General features: G+C 75.2%; 13 protein-coding genes, 1 other RNA gene and 2 pseudogenes. 13 read left to right on the plus strand and 3 right to left on the minus strand.

Annotated elements, in window-relative coordinates; genetic code table 11:
* Positions 1 to 239 precede the first annotated feature (239 nt).
* Positions 240 to 440: pseudogene (locus tag IF45_RS34010) on the plus strand (pyrroline-5-carboxylate reductase family protein); the annotation flags it as partial.
* Between the two features lie 115 nt (positions 441 to 555).
* Positions 556 to 915: pseudogene (locus tag IF45_RS34015) on the plus strand (pyrroline-5-carboxylate reductase family protein); the annotation flags it as partial.
* 112 nt (positions 916 to 1,027) lie between these two features.
* Here IF45_RS34015 and IF45_RS0121845 read toward each other — a convergent pair.
* Entirely contained in the window at positions 1,028 to 3,991 is a 2,964-nt protein-coding gene (locus IF45_RS0121845) for an FHA domain-containing protein (RefSeq protein WP_030309055.1), read from the minus strand.
* 858 nt (positions 3,992 to 4,849) lie between these two features.
* Here IF45_RS0121845 and IF45_RS0121850 point away from each other — a divergent pair.
* The 4 genes from IF45_RS0121850 (at position 4,850) to IF45_RS0121865 (ending at position 10,950) form a co-directional block, all read left to right on the plus strand.
* Positions 4,850 to 6,514, plus strand: coding sequence for a serine/threonine-protein kinase (locus tag IF45_RS0121850; RefSeq protein ID WP_030309057.1), 1,665 nt, complete (start codon positions 4,850 to 4,852; stop codon positions 6,512 to 6,514).
* Between the two features lie 358 nt (positions 6,515 to 6,872).
* Positions 6,873 to 8,135: a serine/threonine-protein kinase gene (locus tag IF45_RS0121855; RefSeq protein ID WP_030309059.1), complete on the plus strand. Its 1,263-nt coding sequence runs from the start codon at positions 6,873 to 6,875 to the stop codon at positions 8,133 to 8,135.
* Between the two features lie 704 nt (positions 8,136 to 8,839).
* Positions 8,840 to 9,955: a peptide chain release factor 2 gene (gene prfB, locus IF45_RS0121860; protein WP_003950486.1), complete on the plus strand. Its 1,116-nt coding sequence runs from the start codon at positions 8,840 to 8,842 to the stop codon at positions 9,953 to 9,955.
* 287 nt (positions 9,956 to 10,242) lie between these two features.
* Positions 10,243 to 10,950 (plus strand): hypothetical protein, encoded by a 708-nt coding sequence (locus tag IF45_RS0121865; RefSeq protein ID WP_030309061.1) that lies wholly within the window; start codon positions 10,243 to 10,245, stop codon positions 10,948 to 10,950.
* A 175-nt stretch (positions 10,951 to 11,125) separates the two neighbouring features.
* Here the strand turns inward: IF45_RS0121865 and IF45_RS0121870 are convergent, their stop codons facing one another.
* Entirely contained in the window at positions 11,126 to 11,317 is a 192-nt protein-coding gene (locus tag IF45_RS0121870) for a hypothetical protein (protein ID WP_003950488.1), read from the minus strand.
* A 312-nt stretch (positions 11,318 to 11,629) separates the two neighbouring features.
* On the opposite strand from IF45_RS0121870, the gene ftsE reads away from it, so the two are divergent.
* From ftsE to ssrA, 5 genes are all read left to right on the plus strand, one after another.
* Positions 11,630 to 12,319, plus strand: a complete 690-nt coding sequence (ftsE, locus tag IF45_RS0121875; RefSeq protein ID WP_003950489.1) for a cell division ATP-binding protein FtsE — start codon at positions 11,630 to 11,632, stop codon at positions 12,317 to 12,319.
* Between the two features lie 27 nt (positions 12,320 to 12,346).
* The gene (ftsX, locus tag IF45_RS0121880; RefSeq protein WP_003950491.1) at positions 12,347 to 13,264 is read left to right on the plus strand and encodes a permease-like cell division protein FtsX; all 918 of its coding nucleotides are present in this window, start codon (positions 12,347 to 12,349) and stop codon (positions 13,262 to 13,264) included.
* A 69-nt stretch (positions 13,265 to 13,333) separates the two neighbouring features.
* Positions 13,334 to 14,503 carry a S41 family peptidase gene (locus tag IF45_RS0121885; protein WP_165397890.1) on the plus strand — a complete coding sequence of 390 codons (1,170 nt, stop codon included), beginning with the start codon at positions 13,334 to 13,336 and terminating at the stop codon, positions 14,501 to 14,503.
* Between the two features lie 18 nt (positions 14,504 to 14,521).
* The gene (gene smpB / locus IF45_RS0121890; protein WP_003950494.1) at positions 14,522 to 15,001 is read left to right on the plus strand and encodes an SsrA-binding protein SmpB; all 480 of its coding nucleotides are present in this window, start codon (positions 14,522 to 14,524) and stop codon (positions 14,999 to 15,001) included.
* Positions 15,002 to 15,154: 153 nt separating this feature from the next.
* Positions 15,155 to 15,541, plus strand: a transfer-messenger RNA (tmRNA) gene (ssrA, locus tag IF45_RS32530).
* A 52-nt stretch (positions 15,542 to 15,593) separates the two neighbouring features.
* On the opposite strand, the gene IF45_RS0121895 is transcribed toward ssrA, so the two are convergent.
* Entirely contained in the window at positions 15,594 to 16,973 is a 1,380-nt protein-coding gene (locus IF45_RS0121895; protein ID WP_030309065.1) for an MFS transporter, read from the minus strand.
* A gap of 83 nt (positions 16,974 to 17,056) precedes the next feature.
* On the opposite strand from IF45_RS0121895, the gene IF45_RS0121900 reads away from it, so the two are divergent.
* Entirely contained in the window at positions 17,057 to 18,019 is a 963-nt protein-coding gene (locus IF45_RS0121900) for a LysR family transcriptional regulator (protein ID WP_003950496.1), read from the plus strand.
* Positions 18,020 to 18,206: 187 nt separating this feature from the next.
* Entirely contained in the window at positions 18,207 to 19,010 is an 804-nt protein-coding gene (locus IF45_RS0121905; RefSeq protein WP_030309067.1) for a hypothetical protein, read from the plus strand.

Genomic DNA, 19,010 nt, shown 5'->3' on the forward strand with positions numbered 1-19,010 from the left:
GACGGTCGTGCCGGGTTGCCCCACGGCGTCCGCGCCCGGGGCCTTCGCGGCCTCCGTGCACCCGGAGACCGGAACCGCCTTCCGCGCCGGGCGGCCGAAGGGGCGGGCCGGCACCCCGCCCCACCGCCTCGCACGGGAATGCCCCTTATGTCCCTTCCGGATACGATCCTGGCGTGAATCGATCGGTCGACAGCGTGGGCGGCGCCCGGGAGAAGGTCGCGTTCCTCGGCGCGGGGGCGGTGAGCGAGGCGCTCGTCGGCGGGGCGCTGGCCGGGGGGCTCGATCCCGGCGCGGTGTGGGTGACCGCCCGGAGCCGGGACCACGTCGACGCCCTGAGCGCCTCGCACGGGGTGCGGGGGACGACCGACAACGCGGCGGCGGCCTCGGAGGCGGGGATCGTCGTGCTGGCCGTACCGGCCGCCGGGGTCGCGCAGGTGCTGGACGAGATCGCGGGGCGGCTGCGGGACGGGGCCGTGGTGGTCTCGCTCGCGGACGGCGTCCCGCTGGCGGAGCTGGAGGAGGGGCTGCCCGAGGGGGTGGGCGCCGGGCCTGGCCATGCCGAGCCTGACCGCGCGGGCGGGGGAGGGGCTGACCCTGCTGACGCCCGGCGCGTCCTGTTCGGCCGCCCAGGCCGACGCGGCCGCGGGCCTCTTCGAGCGGTCCGGGAAGGTGGTGCGCGTCCCCGAGGACCAGCACGCGGTCCTGGGCCCGCTCAGCAGCGGCGGCCCCGCCTACGTCCTCTGCCTCGCCGAGGCGATGATCGAGGCGGGCGCGGTACGGGGCGTTCCGCGCGACCTGGCCCGGGAACTCGTCACCCAGGTGCTCACCGGCACCGCCGCCTGGCTCCGGGCGGACAGCCGCGAGGTGGCGACCCTGCGGGAGAAGGTCTGCGCCCCCGGCGGGGCCGGCATCCGGCGCATCGCCGCACTCGACCGCCACGCCGTCCGCGCGGCCGTCGTCTCGGCCCTCGGCGACGCTCCGCCCGGACTCACCCCGGGGCGAGCGGGCCGCCACCGGCCCGCCCCGCTCACGTCCCGGCTGCCGCCGCCCGCTCCAGCGCGCTCGCCAGCAGCGCCAAGTCGGTGGGTCCGTTGCCCAGTTCGCGTACCGGCCGCCGGGTGGGCGGGTCGCCGGCGCGGGACCAGTCCAGGGGGACGACGGTGGGGCGCAGGGTGGCAGTGCGCGGGATGCGGCCGCTGACGCGGCCGGCCTGGAAGGGGACGGGGAGGTCGGTGTCGGGGGCGGTGAGGGCGCCGCGCCCCGGGGCCGGGTCCTCGGGGCCGCCGAGCGGGGTGTCCAGGGTGACGCGGAGCAGGGTACGGCGGGCCAGTTCGGTGGTGGCGGCCCGTTCCGTCGAGGCGGTGGTGGCGATCAGGTGGACGCCGAGGCGTTCGCCGTCCCGGGCGACCGCCTCCAGCGCCCGGACCACCGACCCGGCCGACGGCCTGCCCGGCGAGCCGAGCGCGGGGGAGAGGAGGGCGTCGAGGTCGTCGACGAGGACGACGAGGCGGGGCGGGGGCGCGGCGGCCGTCGGTTCACCGGCGGCACCGGGAGTGGTGCGCAGCCGCAGGGTGCGGCTCGGCGGTGCCTCCACCTCGCCTTGGGACTGGGCGGGGAGCGTCGCGGGCACGGTCCGGGTGTCCCCGGTGAGCGCCTGGTGGGAGACGGTGCCGGGGCGGGACGCGGCACCGTCGCGGGCTATCGCCGTCGTCCGGGCCGACCGCGGCGCGGGCACCGAGGGGGTGGGCGCGGCGGCGGGGGTGAGCAGTTCGGCGCGGCGCTTCAGCTCGGCCGCCAGGGTCTGCGCGAACTCCCGCATGACCACCGGGTCGTGGGCGCCGAGACGGGCGGTGACGTGCGGCAGCTCCGTACAGGAGCGCAGCCCCTCGCCGACGCCGGGGCCGCCCGTGTCCGCCCCGTCGAGCAGGATCAGCCCGAGCCGCTCGGGCCGCTCGGCCGCGCAGAGCGAGGCGGCCAGCGCGCGCAGGAGTTCGGTACGGCCGCTGCCGGGCGGGCCCTCGATCAGCAGGTGGGCGCCGTGGTCGGCGGCCAGGTCGACGGTGACAGGGCCGTGCCGTCCGGCGCCGAGGACCGCAGTGACGCACCCGGGCGGGCCCTGCGGCGGATCGGGCTGGTCGGCGGCGGCCGCCCAGCGGGCCAGCAGGGAGGCCGGGGTGGCGCGGGCCAGGCCCAGTTCGTCCAGGAGGCGGGCGGTGCGGGGGAGCGGGGCGGCGACCCGGGCGTGCGGCTCGGCCGAGGGGGTGTCGGGGCGCAGCGGGGCCAGCGCGCGGGCGAACCGCTCGGCCCAGGCGGGCGAGACCGCGTCGACGGTGGCGGGCACGCCCTGCCCGACCGGGCTGCCCCCGGCGACCCGCAGCAGCCGGAGCGCGGTGGCGACGTCGCCGGTGAGCAGGGCGGCGGCCCCGCAGGAGCGGAACGCCGGATTCTGCCCGGCGGCGGCCTCGAAGGTGGCGGCCAGCGGGGAGGTCGGCGAGGCGGGCTCCGTCTCGGCCAGGCACAGCACGTGGATACCGGCCGCCGCCCCCTGCGCGGCGAGCCGCCCGGCCGCCTCCCGCAGCTCGGTTGTACCGGGATCGCCGTCGAGCACCACCACGGTGTACGGGCCGCTCCCCTCCTCGTCGACCACGCCGCCGGCGGCCCGGCGCGCGGCCTGCTCGTGCAGGGTGTCGTCGAGGCGGCGCAGCAGCTCGCCGGTGCGGGCGGCGGCCTGTTCGCGGTCGTGGGCCAGGAGCAGGCGGCAGTCCTGCCCCCGGGCCGGGCGTACGTGCGGCAGCCAGCCCAGCCAGGACCACTCGGCGGTCCGCTCCTCCACCGGCCGCGACCGGTCGGCGGAGATCAGGACCAGGTCGAGCCGGTCCGGCGCGTGCAGGGCGGTGAGCTGGGCGAGCACGGCACGGGCCAGCCCCGTCAGCCGCGGCCGGGGCCCGGCGAGCCCGAGCGAACCGGCCTCCAGCAGGCCGACGGTGACCGGCACCGCCTGGAGCGGGCCCGCGCCGGGACCGGCGGCACGGTCGGCGGTGCCCAGGCGCACGGTGAGCGTCTCGGGGTGGCCCTGCGCCCGCTCCCACAGGCGCGGGCCCGGACCGAGCGCGGTCAGCAGCAGGGCGGCCGGGTCCGGCCAGGCGTCGGGCTGGCGGGGGGCGGGCGCGGCCGGGGCCGCCGGTTCCGGCACGGCCGCGCCGGAGGCACGGGGCGTGGAGAAGCGCCGGGCCCAGGCCCCGAGGCCGCCCCGCCTGCGGGGCGCTTCCTCCTCCGTCCCGTACGCCTCCTGACCGGCGTCGGGGGCCGGGGCGGAGGGCGGAGCCTGCTCGGCCGGGGCGAAGGGGGCGGCGGGCCCGGCGTCGGGGGTGGCGACGCGGAGGCGGCCCTCCCCGTCGGCGGAGGCGGACACGGCGGGCGGCGGCTCGTCGGCCAGGCGCAGCCCGGACTCGCCGATGCGCAGCAGGGCGCCCGGGGCCAGCCGGACCGGCTCGCGGCCGACCGGCTCGCCGTCCACCGTGGTGCCGTTGGTCGAGTCGAGGTCGGCGACGAGCACCCGGCCGTCGGCGCCGACGGTGACGGCGCAGTGGGCCCGGGAGACGTCCGGGTCGTCCAGGGCGATGTCGGCGTCCTCGGCCCGGCCGACCCCGGCGCGGCCGCCGTGCAGCAGGTGGACGCCGCCCGCGTCCGGCCCGGAGACCACGTGCAGCCGCGTACGGGCGTCCGGCGGGACCGGAGCGGGCCCGGGACCGTGCAGCGAGAGGACGGCGCCGTCGATCAGCGGCGGGTCGCCGAGCAGGGAGCGCTGGCTGTCGAGCCGGTCCCCGCCCGCGTACAGCACGACGGGCCCCTCACCCGCCTGCGCCGCCTGCGCGAGGGCACCGGAGACCGCCGCGAGCGGGGTGCCGGGGGGAGCGGTGACCAGGACGTCGCAGCCGTCGGGGGCGGCCGGGCCGCCGGGCGGTCCGAGGACGGTCAGCCGGATCTGCATCGCGGTCAGCGGTCCCTTCTGCGCCGGGACGGCGGAAGGCTCGCAAGCCCGAACACCCGCCACTCACCGGCCCGTCGGCCAGTACATCGGAGGCATCCTGTCACTTGCCGGTGACAACGCGCGCCCCGTCCAACAGTAAGTGATCTTGATTGGCCGTCTCTGCTCGGAAAAGTCCCGGCGAGGACCGCTCACCCGCCACCCCGGACCCTCTGTCCCACGCCCAGGCGCACACCCGCGCACTACGGCGCCCGCCGGGCGCACCCGCCCATCAGGGCGCACGGCGGAGCCTCCCCCGACGCTGGCTCCCTGCGAAGTGAGCACGCCCGGTACGACGGCTCCGGCCGATCGGCCGGAGCCGTCCCTGTCGGCCGGACCACCGCGCGACCGCCACGTTCCCCCTCGGGTGAAACACGAACAAAAGGAGAGTTACCGCTCGCAGTGACCGGAGCAGCGTCGGCCTACTACGGCCGGAAGCACGCGCGGGTCGGGGCGGAACCTGTGCCGTGCGCGGAACCGCGGGCCCGCTCACGTGCGTGGCCATGGGGGTGGGCGTGCTCGTCCGGGACGCCCCGGGCGGCGCGGCACTACAGTGGACCGGAACATCCGGGAACGGTTTGCTTCGCCGGTGACCGGAAGGGGCCCGTACGGGTCCGTTTCCGCGCGGGCCTCCGGGCGGCCGCCGGTCACCCGGGCTACCGGGTCCGGTCCGGTGGGCTGAGCGGTCCCCCGGGCGGGTACGGAGCCCAGCGGGGCCCCGGACCCGCAGGCACCCGACCGAAGACCACGAGACACCACACCGACCAGGATCGGCGCCCCGGGCGGACGCCGGACCCACCTGATCAGCAGGGAGCGCATGACGTGCGGCCGGTAGGCAGCAAGTACCTCCTGGAGGAGCCGCTCGGGCGCGGCGCCACCGGCACCGTCTGGCGGGCCCGTCAGACCGTGCCCGCCGGAGCCGAGGCGGCCGTCACCGGCAGCCCCGGGGAGACCGTCGCCATCAAGGTCCTCAAGGAGGAGCTGGCGAGCGACCCGGACATCGTGATGCGCTTCCTGCGCGAGCGTTCCGTCCTGCTCCGCCTCACCCACCCGAACATCGTCCGGGTCCGCGACCTCGTCGTGGAGGGCGACCTGCTCGCCCTCGTCATGGACCTGGTCGACGGCCCCGACCTCCACCGCTACCTGCGGGAGAACGGACCGCTCTCCCCGGTCGCCGCGAGCCTGCTGACCGCGCAGGTCGCCGACGCGCTCGCCGCCAGCCACGCCGACGGCGTCGTCCACCGCGACCTCAAGCCGGCCAACGTGCTGCTGCGCGAATCCGGCGGCGAGCTGCACCCGCTCCTCACCGACTTCGGCATCGCCCGCCTCGCCGACTCGCCGGGGCTCACCCGCACCCACGAGTTCGTCGGCACCCCGGCCTACGTGGCCCCGGAGTCCGCCGAGGGCCGCCCGCAGACCTCCGCCGTCGACATCTACGGCGCCGGCATCCTCCTCTACGAGCTGCTCACCGGGCGTCCGCCGTTCGCCGGCGGCACCGCGCTCGAGGTCCTCCACCGGCACCTGGAGGAGGAGCCCGCCCGGCCCGGGAACGTCCCCGAGCCCCTGTGGACCGTGGTCGAACGCTGCCTGCGCAAGAACCCGGACGAGCGGCCCAGCGCCGAGAACCTCGCCCGTGCCCTGCGCACCGTCGCCCAGGGCGTCGGCGTGCACGCCTCCAGCGCGCAGATCGCCGCCGCCGAGGGCGTGGCCGCGCTGCTCGCCCCCGACCCGTCCCCGGCCCCGGTCCCGCAGGACCCCGGCGGCGACCCGAACGCCGCCACCACCGTCCTGCCCACCACCGGCGCCCCCGGCTCCTACGACCCGGCCGCCGCCACCAGCGTCCTGCCGAACACCGGCCCCGGCGCGGGCGGACGCGGCGGCGACGCCGACCCGACCGCGATGATGCCGCCGGTCCCGCCCGGCCAGAACCCGGACGACCCGCACCCCTGGCAGAACCAGCTGCGCGCCGCCCGCGACCGCAACGAACAGACCCAGGTCCAGTACCTCGACCCGGGCGAGGACCCGCTGCGCCGCCGCCCCCAGCGCCGCCCCGCCCCCGGGCAGGGCCAGGGCCAGCAGCAGGGCGGCTACGACAACCGCGGCCACCAGCAGGCCCCGCCGCCCCAGCCGTACCCGAACCAGCAGCAGCAGTACGCCGCACCGCCCCAGCACCAGCCGCAGCGGTACGCGCCGCCCCCGCCGCCCCAGCCGCAGCCCCAGCGGTACGAGCCGCAGCCGCCGCCGCGCGCCGAGCGGCCGCCGAGGGAGCCCCGCGAGCCGCGCCGCCGCAGCGCCAACCCGATGCGCATCCCCGGCCTCGGCTGCCTCAAGGGCTGCCTCTTCACGCTGGTGATCCTCTTCGTCGCCGGCTGGCTGATCTGGGAGCTGACCCCGCTCCAGGACTGGATCGGCGCCGGGAAGGGCTACTGGGAGCAGATCAGCAGCTGGGTGGAGTCGGTCGTCGACTGGGTCTCCAGCTTCAACTAGGGCGCCGGCCCGGGGCCGCCTGCCCCGGGCCGTGGGCCGGACCGGGCCGCCCGCGCGGCGTACACCTGCGCGGGCGGCCCGGAAGTCTTTTCAGATGAGCGACCGTGCAGACAAGTCGACATATGACCCGGTCAATTTCGGACCGGAACCCCCGGGAATCCGGGCAAAAGCAGTCGCCGGGGCGGCCCGGTCCGCCGACCCGGGCACGGGGGTCCGCCGACGGCGCGTATTTTGACCGGGCGGGCGGCTGCGGACGTACGCCGGGCGGGCCTGGAGCGGGCCGCCCCCGCCCAGCGGTGCCCACACCCCCCTCAGTCCCCGTGGCGTGGCCCCGGGGCCCGACACGTCGGAGCACGTCTTGGCACGGAAGATCGGCAGCCGGTACACCGCCCACCAGATCCTGGGGCGGGGCAGCGCCGGGACGGTGTGGCTCGGCGAGGGGCCCGAGGGGCCCGTCGCCGTGAAGATCCTCCGCGACGACCTCGCCGCCGACCAGGAACTCGTCGGCCGCTTCGTCCAGGAGCGGACCGCGCTGCTCGGCCTGGACCACCCGCACGTGGTCGCCGTCCGCGACCTGGTCGTCGACGGCAACGACCTCGCCCTCGTCATGGACCTGGTCCGCGGCACCGACCTGCGCACCCGGCTCAACCGGGAGCGCCGGCTCGCCCCCGAGGCCGCCGTCGCCATCACCGCCGACATCGCCGACGGCCTGGCCGCCGCGCACGCCGCCGGGGTCATCCACCGCGACGTCAAGCCCGAGAACGTCCTCCTCGACATGGAGGGGCCGCTCGGTCCCAGCGGCGCCCACCCGGCCCTGCTGACCGACTTCGGCGTGGCTAAGCTCATCGACACCCCGCGCCGCACCCCGGACCGGGCCGCCGGACGCGCCCCCGCCACCAAGATCATCGGTACGCCCGACTACCTCGCCCCCGAGATCGTCGAGGGGCTGCCGCCGCGCGCCGCCGTCGACATCTACGCCCTCGCCACCGTGCTCTACGAGCTGCTGGCCGGGTTCACGCCGTTCGGCGGGGGGCACCCCGGGGCGGTGCTGCGGCGGCACGTCACCGAGACCGTCGTGCCGCTGCCCGGCATCCCCGAGGAGCTGTGGCAGCTCCTCGTCCAGTGCCTCGCCAAGGCCCCCGCCTCCCGGCTGCGCGCCGCCGAGCTGGCCACCCGGCTGCGGGAGCAGCTTCCCTCGCTCGCCAGGATCGGGCCGCTCGACGTCGACGAGCCCGAGACCGACGAGGCCGAGCCGCCCGCCGCCCCCGAGGAGCCCGCGGCTCCGGACGAGCGGACGCCGCGCCGGGCCGCCGTCTCCCTCGTCCCCGGGGCCCCGGCCCGTGACGGCGCCAACCGCGACACCCACACCAGCATGCGCGTCCCGGCCCCCGACGAACTGGCCGGCGGCGCCCGCGGCACCGCCCGCGCCCCCCGCGCCTCCGGCGCCCCCCGCCCCGGCTCCGCCCGCCACCGCGCCGAACAACGCCGCCGCCGCCTCCGCCTCACCCTCGCCGCGGCGGCCACCGCCATCGCCCTCGCCATCGCCGGCTACACCGCCACCCACTCCGACCCCCCACCCCCGTCGGCCCCCGGCCAACAGGGCCCTGGCGCCAGGCCCTGACCTGTCCACAGGGGTGCCCTCAAACGCCGGGCGGGCTCGGGTGCCCTCAAGCGCCGGGCAGGCTGAGTGTCCTCAGACGCCGGACGGGCTGAGTGTCCTCAAACGCCGGACAGGCTCAGTGCCCTCAAGCGCCGGGCGGGCTGTGTTTGCCGGGCGTCCGTGTCCGCGGCCCGCTGCGGTCCGCACGGCCTGCCGCCCCCATGGCCTGCTGCCCTCACGGCCTGCGGGGCCCCGCGCGGCCCGCCGTGCCCGCGCGGCTCGCGCTGCGGCTCGCCACGGCTCGACGGCGCCTGCTGCGGCCTGCTGCGCCTGCCGCGCATCCCGATCCCCCTCGCCCGAGACGGGCAAAATCAAGCCCGTCCGGCGCTTGAGGACATCTGTGACGGAGGCGGCCACGACCGATGGTCGCCCCACCACCTGCGCCAGGCGCCACCTCAGCCCGTCCGGCGCCTGAGGACACTCAGTGGCGGAGGCGGCCAAGGCCAGTAGTCATCCCACCACCCCCGCCAGGGACCCCACCCCAGCCCGTCCGGCGCTTGAGGACACCCACGGGCAGCGGAGGCCCACCAGGCCAGCCCCCAGCCGCAAGGCCCCCCATGAAGGCCCGCCCTGCCCCAGGGCCCCCATGTGACAAGCCGCACCCACGGACCCGCGCCCGAAGGGCGCCCCGCACGGCACCCCGTCCCAGCCGTTACGCTGGACGCGTGGCAGTCGTCGATGTATCCGAAGAGCTGAAGTCCCTCTCCTCCACCATGGAGTCGATCGAGGCCGTCCTCGACCTCGACAGGCTGAGGGCAGAAATCGCCGTGCTCGAGGAGCAGGCAGCGGCCCCGTCCCTCTGGGACGACCCCGAAGCGGCCCAGAAGATCACGAGCAAGCTTTCCCACCTCCAGGCCGAGGTCCGCAAGACCGAGGCCCTGCGGTCGCGCCTGGACGACCTCGGTGTCCTCTTCGAGCTGGCCGAGGCGGAGGACGACGCCGACACCCGCGCCGAGGCGGAGAGCGAGCTGGCCTCGGTCCGCAAGGCGCTGGACGAGATGGAGGTCCGTACCCTCCTCTCCGGCGAGTACGACGCCCGCGAGGCCCTGGTGAACATCCGGGCCGAGGCCGGCGGCGTCGACGCGGCCGACTTCGCGGAGAAGCTCCAGCGGATGTACCTGCGCTGGGCCGAGCAGCGCGGCTACAAGACCGAGGTCTACGAGACCTCGTACGCGGAGGAGGCCGGCATCAAGTCGACCACCTTCGCCGTCCAGGCCCCGTACGCCTACGGCACGCTCTCCGTCGAGCAGGGCACGCACCGCCTGGTGCGCATCTCCCCCTTCGACAACCAGGGCCGCCGCCAGACCTCCTTCGCCGGCGTCGAGGTCCTGCCGGTGGTCGAGCAGACCGACCACATCGAGATCGACGAGTCGGAGCTGCGGGTCGACGTGTACCGCTCCTCGGGCCCCGGCGGCCAGGGCGTCAACACCACCGACTCGGCGGTGCGCCTGACCCACCTCCCGACCGGCATCGTCGTCTCCTGCCAGAACGAGCGCTCGCAGATCCAGAACAAGGCCTCCGCGATGAACGTCCTCCAGGCCAAGCTGCTGGAGCGGCGCCGCCAGGAGGAGCAGGCGAAGATGGACGCCCTCAAGGGCGACGGCGGCAACTCCTGGGGCAACCAGATGCGCAGCTACGTCCTCCACCCGTACCAGATGGTCAAGGACCTGCGGACGGAGGAGGAGATGGGCAACCCGGAGGCGGTCTTCAACGGTGAGATCGACGGCTTCCTGGAGGCCGGGATCCGCTGGCGCAAGCAGCGCGAGCAGCAGGCGGAGTAAGTACCCGTCCCGCACGCTTTGTCGACAAGGCAACTGCCGCCCAGGAGGTGGCAGTTGCCTTTTTCGTCACAGTCACCACACCCTCACACCACCAAGTCGTCGTATACCTGACATCACGTACGGAACGGCCTTGACGCCCCTTCGGAAACTGGCAAGGCTGACGCGCGGCATGCGTTCCACTGGGGCATGTGTGAGCGAAACGGGGGGCGGGATCTCATGAGCCCCCGGTGTCCGCCTGCCCCTGGCGCCGCCTCTCAGACGAATGAGCTACAGGGGGTAGCAGGCAGATGACCAAGAAGACGCGGATTCGCGTGGCACGGATCGCGGCCGGTGCCGTGATCGCCGCAGGTGCCTCGCTGACCGCCGCGGGGGCCGCGCAGGCCCTCAGCGTGGATGTGGAGGCCGGCGGCCTCGGCGCCTCCGTCCAGGCCGACGAGCAGGGCCTGGAGCTCGGCATCCAGGCCGGCGACGAGGACCCGGAGCCGACCGACGAGCCGACCGAGATCCCGACCGAGCCGACCGACGAGCCGACGGACCCCGAGCCCACGGACCCGGGCCCGACGGACCCGACCGACCCGGAGCCGACCGACCCGGAGCCGACCGACCCGGAGCCCACGGACCCCGAGCCGACGGACCCCGAGCCGACCGACCCGGAGCCCACGGACCCGGGCACCCCGGACCCGACGGACCCCGGTACGCCGGACCCGACCGAGCCCGGCACCCCGGACCCGTCCGAGGACCCGAGCTCCGACCCGACCCTTCCGGGTGACGGCACCGGCCCCGACGGTGGCACCGGTGACGACGTCAACACCAACCCCGACAGCGCCGGGCAGCAGCCCGTCGCGCAGGGCAAGGCCAAGGAGGAGCTGGCCGAGACCGGCGCCGCCGAGACCACGTTCCTGCTGATCGGCGCCGCCACCATGATCGCGGGCGGCATCGGCTTCCGGCTGCTGCCCCGCCTCGTGGGCGGCCGTGACGGCGGCGCCGCCGCCTGAGCCACGGCTCGGCAGCGGTGACCCGGCACGCCGGGTGAGCCGTCCGTAGGGGCCCCAGGGCCCGTACGGACCGTAGGAGACGCGCAAGGCCGAGGGGCCGGTCCGCGGACGCAGCCGGCGTCCGGGACCGGCCCCTCGGGCCTGTTCTGGGTACGTGGGGCGGGCGGGCGCCCGCTCAGAGGGCCTGGGCGACCAGCAGGGCGAGGGCCAGCAGCAGTACCGCGGCCAGCGCCGCCAGCACCGCCGGGCTCAGCCCGCCGAAGGGGCCCTCCTGGCGCATCCGCTCGCGATGTGCCCGGCACACCCGGCAGCGGCCCTCGCTGACCGGCGAGGCGCAGTTCGCGCACACCAGCCTGTCGTAGGTCATCCGCTCTCCTCTCCCGCTCCCGGGCGGGACCTCGCGCCGGTCCGGCCGGGCCCCACCGGCTCAACGCCGACGGCGCCGCACGCGTTCCCGGGGCCCTGTTTCCACTGTGCCAGCTTCCGCGCCCCGAGGCGCGGTCCGGGCGCCCCCGTGCCCCGTCACGATCCCCTCACACGGGCGCGCGGCAGGAACCCTTGACCCGCATTGTCCGGAAGATGCCGGGAACAACCGCGCATCACGGACCGTCGCCTGCGCCCTCACATCGCCTTCGCGTAGGGTCACGCTCACCTACCCCCGGCGACACGTGGTGCTTTCGTGATCCGATTCGACAATGTCTCCAAGGCCTACCCCAAGCAGAACCGCCCCGCACTCAGGGATGTCTCCCTGGAGGTCGAGCGTGGCGAGTTCGTGTTCCTCGTGGGGTCGTCCGGTTCGGGCAAGTCCACCTTCCTCAGGCTGATCCTGCGCGAGGAGCGCACCAGCCAGGGGCAGGTCCACGTGCTCGGCAAGGACCTGGCCCGGCTCTCCAACTGGAAGGTGCCGCAGATGCGGCGCCAGCTCGGCACGGTCTTCCAGGACTTCCGGCTGCTGCCCAACAAGACGGTGGCCGAGAACGTCGCCTTCGCGCAGGAGGTCATCGGCAAGTCCCGCGGCGAGATCCGCAAGTCCGTCCCGCAGGTCCTCGACCTGGTCGGCCTCGGCGGGAAGGAGGAGCGGATGCCCGGCGAGCTGTCCGGCGGTGAGCAGCAGCGCGTCGCCATCGCCCGCGCCTTCGTCAACCGCCCCAAGCTCCTCATCGCCGACGAGCCGACCGGCAACCTCGACCCGCAGACCTCGGTCGGCATCATGAAGCTGCTCGACCGGATCAACCGGACCGGCACCACCGTGGTCATGGCCACCCACGACCAGCAGATCGTGGACCAGATGCGCAAGCGCGTCATCGAGCTGGAGAAGGGCCGCCTCGTCCGCGACCAGTCCCGCGGCGTCTACGGCTACCAGCACTGAGACCACCCAGATCACTGAAAGGACGCCATGCGCGCCCAGTTCGTCCTGTCGGAGATCGGCGTCGGTCTCCGTCGCAATCTCACGATGACCTTCGCGGTCGTCGTCTCCGTGGCCCTCTCCCTAGCCCTGTTCGGCGCCTCGCTCCTGCTGAGCGACCAGGTGAACACGATGAAGGGCTTCTGGTACGACAAGGTCAACGTCTCCATCTTCCTGTGCAACAAGAGTGACGGCGAGACCGACCCCAACTGCGCCAAGGGCGCCGTCACCGGCGAGCAGAAGAAGCAGATCCTCGTCGACCTCAAGAAGATGCCGACGGTCGACAAGGTCGTCCACGAGTCGAGCGACGAGGCGTACAAGCACTACAAGGAGCAGTTCGGGGACTCGCCGCTGGCCAGCTCGCTCACCCCGGACCAGCTCCAGGAGTCGTACCGCATCAAGCTGAAGGACCCGGAGAACTACAAGGTCATCGCCTCCGCGTTCGCCGGGCGCGACGGCGTGCAGTCCGTCCAGGACCAGAAGGGCATCCTGGAGAACCTGTTCGTCATGCTCGGCGGCATGAACTGGGCGGCGCGGGCGGTGATGGCACTGATGCTCGTGGTGGCGCTGATGCTGATCGTCAACACGGTCCGGGTCTCGGCGTTCAGCAGGCGGCGCGAGACCGGCATCATGCGGCTGGTCGGCGCCTCCGGCTTCTACATCCAGGCGCCGTTCATCATGGAGGCGGCCGTCGCCGGGCTCATCGGCGGCATCGGCGCCTCCGCCATGCTGGTGCTCGGCCGGTACTTCATCATCGACAACGGCCTGGCTCTCTCCGAGAAGCTCAACCTCATCAACTTCATCGGCTGGGACGCGGTCCTCACCAAGCTCCCGCTGATCCTCGCCACCAGTGTGCTGATGCCGGCGCTCGCGGCCTTCTTCGCGTTGCGCAAGTATCTGAAGGTGTGACAGATGTCCCCCGAGCGCCCCACGGAGAGCCCTCCGTGGGGCGCTTCCCTCTGTCCTAGACTCACCCGCATGTCGGGTCTCAGCGCATTCTCCCGGCCCCGGGCCGGACGCCGTGGGGCCCTCGCCCTGACCCTGGTGGCGACCGGAGTCGCCGCGGCCCAGCTCACCTGCGGCCTCCCCGGCGACGACCGCCCGGCCGCCGGGGACCGCCCCGCCGCCCAGGCCCCCGCCGCCGCCCACGACGCCGTCGTGGAGGCCGCCGCCCGGGCCGAGGCCGACGGCAAGTCCGGCGCCGACGCCGCCGCCGAGGCCGTCAGCCGCTCGGGCGACCGCTGGGGCACGGTCTACGACCCCGAGGAGTACGCCGCCTTCGAGCAGGCCCTCGACGGCCGCTACACCGGGGTCGGCCTGCGGGTCCGCGCCCGCGCCGACGGCGCCGTGGAGGTGGCCCGCGTCCAGGAGGCCGGCCCCGCCGAGCGCGCCGGGATACACCCCGGCGACCTGCTCCGCGCCATCGACGGCCACACAGTCACCGGCCTGCCCAGCACCGAGGTGGTCCGCCTGCTGCGCGGTGGCGCCGACGCCGTCCCCGGCAGCCAGGTCGCCCTCGCCACGGAGCGCTCCGGGCGCGCCCGCGTCCAGACGCTGAGCCGGGCCCGGCTGCACACCGAGTCCGTCACGGTGGGCCGGCTGCCGCACGGCGCCGTCCGGATCAAGGTCACCGCCTTCACCAAGGGCTCCGGCGACGAGGTGCGCTCGGCGCTCGCCGCCGCCCCCGGCCGGGCCGGCCTCGTCCTGGACCTGCGCGGCAACTCCGGCGGCCTGGTCACCGAGGCCGTCACCACCGCCTCCACCCTGCTCGACGGCGGCCTGGTCGCCACCTACGACGTGCGCGGCGAGCCGCGTTCCCTGCACGCCAGGCCCGGCGGGGACACCGGGCGCCCGGTGGTGGTCCTGGTCGACGGCGCCACCATGAGCGCCGCCGAGCTGCTGGCCGGGGCGCTCCAGGACCGGGGCCGCGCGGTCGTCGTCGGCAGCCGCACCTACGGCAAGGGGTCGGTGCAGATGCCGACCCGGCTGCCCGGCGGCTCCGTCGCCGAGCTGACCGTCGGCCACTACCGCACCCCCTCCGGCCGGGGCCTCGACGGGCGCGGCCTCACCCCCGACCTGGAGGCGGAGGGCGGGGACGTCGCCGAGCGGGCCGAGAAGGTATTGAGTGGCCTCGGGTCCCCCTCCTGATGCGAAGATGGCGGGACTATGGCTAAGGAAAAAGGGCGCAAGCTCATCGCCCAGAACAAGAAGGCGCGCCACGACTACCTCATCATCGACACCTACGAGGCCGGACTGGTCCTCACCGGTACCGAGGTGAAGTCGCTGCGGCAGGGCCGGGCCTCCCTCGTCGACGGCTTCGTCCAGCTCGACGGGCACGAGGCGTGGCTGCACAACGTCCACGTTCCCGAGTACAGCCAGGGCACCTGGACCAACCACTCGGCGCGCCGCAAGCGCAAGCTGCTGCTGCACCGGGAGGAGATCGACAAGCTGGAGTCGAAGTCGCAGGAGACCGGCCACACCATCGTGCCGCTCGCCCTGTACTTCAAGGACGGCCGCGCCAAGATCGAGATCGCGCTGGCCAAGGGCAAGAAGGAGTACGACAAGCGGCAGACCCTGCGGGAGAAGCAGGACCGCCGTGAGGCCGAGCGCGCCATGTCGGCGGTGCGGCGCAAGCAGCGCGCCTGACCGGCCGCTGGCCGGGCCGCCGGGAATAGGCTGGCACGGGCAGGCGTTGGTCACGTACGATGGGAAACGTCCCGCACGACGGGACAGCCGGGCCGGGAGCTCGGGACCGAGGCTTCGGTTCTCTGATTCCGGTCCACTTTGAAAACACCACATGGGGATGATCGGTTTCGACAGCGGATGTCGAAGCAGGGGAAGCGAGTCGAGGAAGCGGCAATGATCTCGTAAACCACATGTCGCAAAAAATAATCGCCAATACCAAGCGCGATTCCTCCGCCTTCGCCCTCGCTGCCTGATTAGGTAGCTGCGAAGACTCTGCGGAGTGTCAGCCCGGGGCTGTTCCCGACCCGGATCCTGGCATCAATTAGGGAACTAAACCACTAGACCCGGTCACGGGGTCTGGTGGGAAAACAAACAGTGACTGGGCCTGTCGGCGACTTGTTCGCGTGATCGCCGGGGCCGAGAAAAGCGTAGCGAACTGCACTCGGAGAAGCCCTGGTTCCGCACCGTTGGACGCGGGTTCGATTCCCGCCATCTCCACAATTCCCATGTAGGCGAAGCCCCTGGTCCCCGGACCAGGGGCTTCGTCGTCTTCTCAGCCCCGTACGCCGGACAGCGCCGGGGCGCGCAGGCGGGCGGCGAGGGCGATGGCCGCGCAGGCCGCCGCGAGGGCCACGGTGTAGCCGGTGCCGGGGGTGAGGCGGTCGGCGGCCTGGCCCGCGAGGGCCGAGCCCAGGGCGATGCCGGTGAGGATCGCGGTGACGGCGAGGGTGAGGCCCTCGTTGAGGCGGGCCTGCGGGGTGCGGTGCTGGACCAGGGTCATCGCGGTGATCATGACCGGGGCGGTGGCCATTCCCGCGCACAGCACCGCCGGGGCCAGCAGCACCGCCGAACCGGTGGTGGCGGCCAGGGCGGGCAGCGCGAGGGCGGCGGTGAGCAGGGCCAGCAGGACCGGGAGCCGGGCCGCCGCCGGGCCCGCCGGTGCCCTGGCCCCGTAGACCAGCCCGGCCACGCAGGACCCGGCCGCCTGGAGGCCGACGATCAGGCCGCCCGCCGCCGCGTGGCCGGCGGTGTCGGCGAAGGCGAGGGTGGTGACCTCCAGGGTGCCGAAGACGATCCCGGTGGCGAGGAAGACGGCGAGCAGCGGGGCGGTGCCGGGGCGGCGGAGCGGGGCGGCGCTCCCCGTGGCGGGGCGCGGGTGCGGCGGGGGCTCGGTGGCGCGCTGGGCGGTGAACAGGGTGATCCCGACGGCCAGCAGCGCCACCCCGGTCAGGGTGCCCGCCTCCGGGAAGAGGGTGGTGCACAGGACGGCGGCGAGCGCCGGCCCGGCCATGAAGCAGACCTCGTCGACCGCCTGCTCGAAGGAGGTCGCCGTGTGCCGGCGGGCCGGGTCCTCGCCGAGCAGTGCCTGCCAGCGGGCGCGGGCCATCGCCCCGGCGTTGGGGACGGTGGCGGTCGCCGCGTACGCCGCGAAGAGGGTCCAGGCCGGGGCGCCGAGACGGACGCAGGCCACCAGGGCGAGGGCGCCGCAGACGGCCAGGGCGGCAGCGGGCCGGGCGACGCGGCGCTGGCCGTAGCGGTCGACGAGACGGGCCGTCCACGGGGCGACCAGCGCGGTGGCGGCCAGCCCGGTCGCGGTGACGGCCCCGGCCAGCGCGTACGAGTCCCGTGAGGCGGCGATCATCAGGACCGCGCTGACCGAGAACATCCCGGCCGGCAGCCGCGCCAGGAGCCCGCCGAGGGTGAAGGCGGTGGCGCCGGGGAGGCGGAGCAGGGCCAGGTAGCCGGACGGGCCGGACCCGGTGGTGGCCGTGGCGCGGGGACGGCGGGGCGGAGGCGGTGGTGGCGGGCCGCCCGGGCCCGAGCCCGGGGGTGCGGCGGGGGCCGCCACGGCCAGGGTGTGGCCGGTGGCCGCGAGGAGCGGGGCGGTGGCGGGCAGGGCGGGGCGGCGCCGGAGCGCGGGGAGGGAGGGCATGGCAGGAGTCTGCGGCGGGCCCCTCGCGGGGGTCCAACACCTCTGGAGCCCGCATTCACGCACTTTCGTTGTAGGTTCGCCGGATGTCATCGCCCGAGCCCGCGCCGCGCCTGCTCCGCGCCTTCCTCGCCGTCGCCGAGGAGCTCCACTTCACCCGGGCCGCCGCCCGCCTCTACGTCGCCCAGCAGGCCCTCAGCCGCGACGTGCGGCGGCTGGAGGCGGAACTCGGCACCGAACTGCTGGTCCGCTCCACCCGCCGGGCCGAACTCACCCCCGACGGCGAGCGGTTCGTCCCGTACGCCCGCCGGGTCCTGGCCGCCTACGAGGAGCTGGGGAGTGCCTTCGGGCAGGCGAGGCCCCTGCTGGTGGACGTCAACTCGCCCGGCCTCGTCTTCGAACGCGTCCTGGAGCACGCCCGCCGCCTCGTCCCCGAGCTGGAGGTGATGGCCCGTTACGAGAGCGGGCTGACCGGGGCCGCCCTGGAGATCGGCGCCGGGCGCCTCGACGCCTCGTTCGGCCGCTGGGCCGGGCTCGAACCCGCCCTGCGCGACCAGCTCGACCACCAGCCCGTACGGCTGGAGCCGATGGCGGTCGTCCTGCCCGAGGACCACCCGCTCGCCGCCCTGGCCGAGGTGCCGCTCGGCGCGCTCGCCGGGGAGTACGTCTACGCGGGCGCGGGCAACCCCCGCACCCCCGAGTGGACCGGCCTCGCCCACGCGCTCTTCGCCGGGCGGGGCATCCGCGTCTCGCCGCCCGCGCCGCTCGCCGTCGGCCGCGAGGAATTCGAACGTGTCATGGCGAAATACCGGCATCCGGTGCTCGCCGTGGTCGACTTCCCGCCCATGCCGGGGTGCGTGCTGCGCCCGCTGACCGACCCCGTGCCGCTCTCCCCGGTCTCCCTGGTGTGGCGCAAGGGGCTGCGCCATCCCGCGCTGGACGCCGTACGGAGCGCGGCCGCCACCCTCGCCCGTGCCGAACACTGGCTCGAAGCGCCGCCCGGTTCCTGGCTGCCGGAGGCCGATCGTCAAAGCATGGGTCAACCGTGACACCACAGAAGTACTTCTGATTCCGGCGTGCGCTACATTCTTGGTCCGGGCTCTGTGTGATAGGGGGGCGCTCGGACGGGGTGGGGGCTCGGTCCGACGGCAGGCCCGTTTCTTCGTTCCGTGCGCCCGGACACCTTGAGTGGGGGAGTGGCGCCGCACCATGGCCGTAACACCGGAAGAAGCACCCGTGAACCGGATCGACGACGGGGCCGACGGGCCGGGCGGGGGCAGGCCGCCCTCCGCACATCACGTTCACGACCCGTTCGAAGTCACCATCCAGATGGACGGCATCGGCCGCCACCTCGAAGGTGCCCGGCGGCCCCGCGGCGCCCACGCCAAACCGCAGCCCCGGCCGCTCCAGGAGCCCGCCGACGGACCGGTCTTCGTCGACGAGTCGGGCCGGCGCGGCCGCCACCTGCGGCGGATCGGGCTGGCCTGCGGCATCGCCTTCGCCGGGTACGCCGTGGTGGTCGTCGCCACCCTCTTCTCCGGCAACTCCTCCGCGCCCTGGGTGCCGTTGCCCGGACCGGAGGCCGAACGCCCGGCCACCGTCGACACCCCGGGCCTGCCCGAGGAGTCCGCGGGGGCCACGGAAGGCCCCGGGGGCGCGACCGTGCCCGCCGACGGCACCGCCCCCGTGGCCGGGACGAGCGAGGCCCCGGACACCCCGTCGGACGGCACCGCCCGCAGCGACGGGCCCGCGGGCACCCCGGGCGGCCCGGGCACCGGCACGGACCCCGAGCCCACCGCGACCACCCCGGCCGCCCCGGACCCCAAGCCCTCCGACACCCGCGGCCCCGGCACGCCCGTCGACCCGCCGACCCAGCCCGAGCAGCCCCCGGCCGAGTCCGAGGACCCGCCGGCCGAGCCCGAGACGCCGTCCGGCGACGGCGGCGGCACCGTTCCGCAGGCCCGCTCGGCCACCACCGCACCGCCCGCCGTCCACACCCTGGCGCGCACCGCCCCGCCCGAGGAGAACCAGGCCGCCTGA

This window comes from Streptomyces albidoflavus (assembly GCF_000719955.1).
GTDB lineage: Bacteria > Actinomycetota > Actinomycetes > Streptomycetales > Streptomycetaceae > Streptomyces > Streptomyces albidoflavus.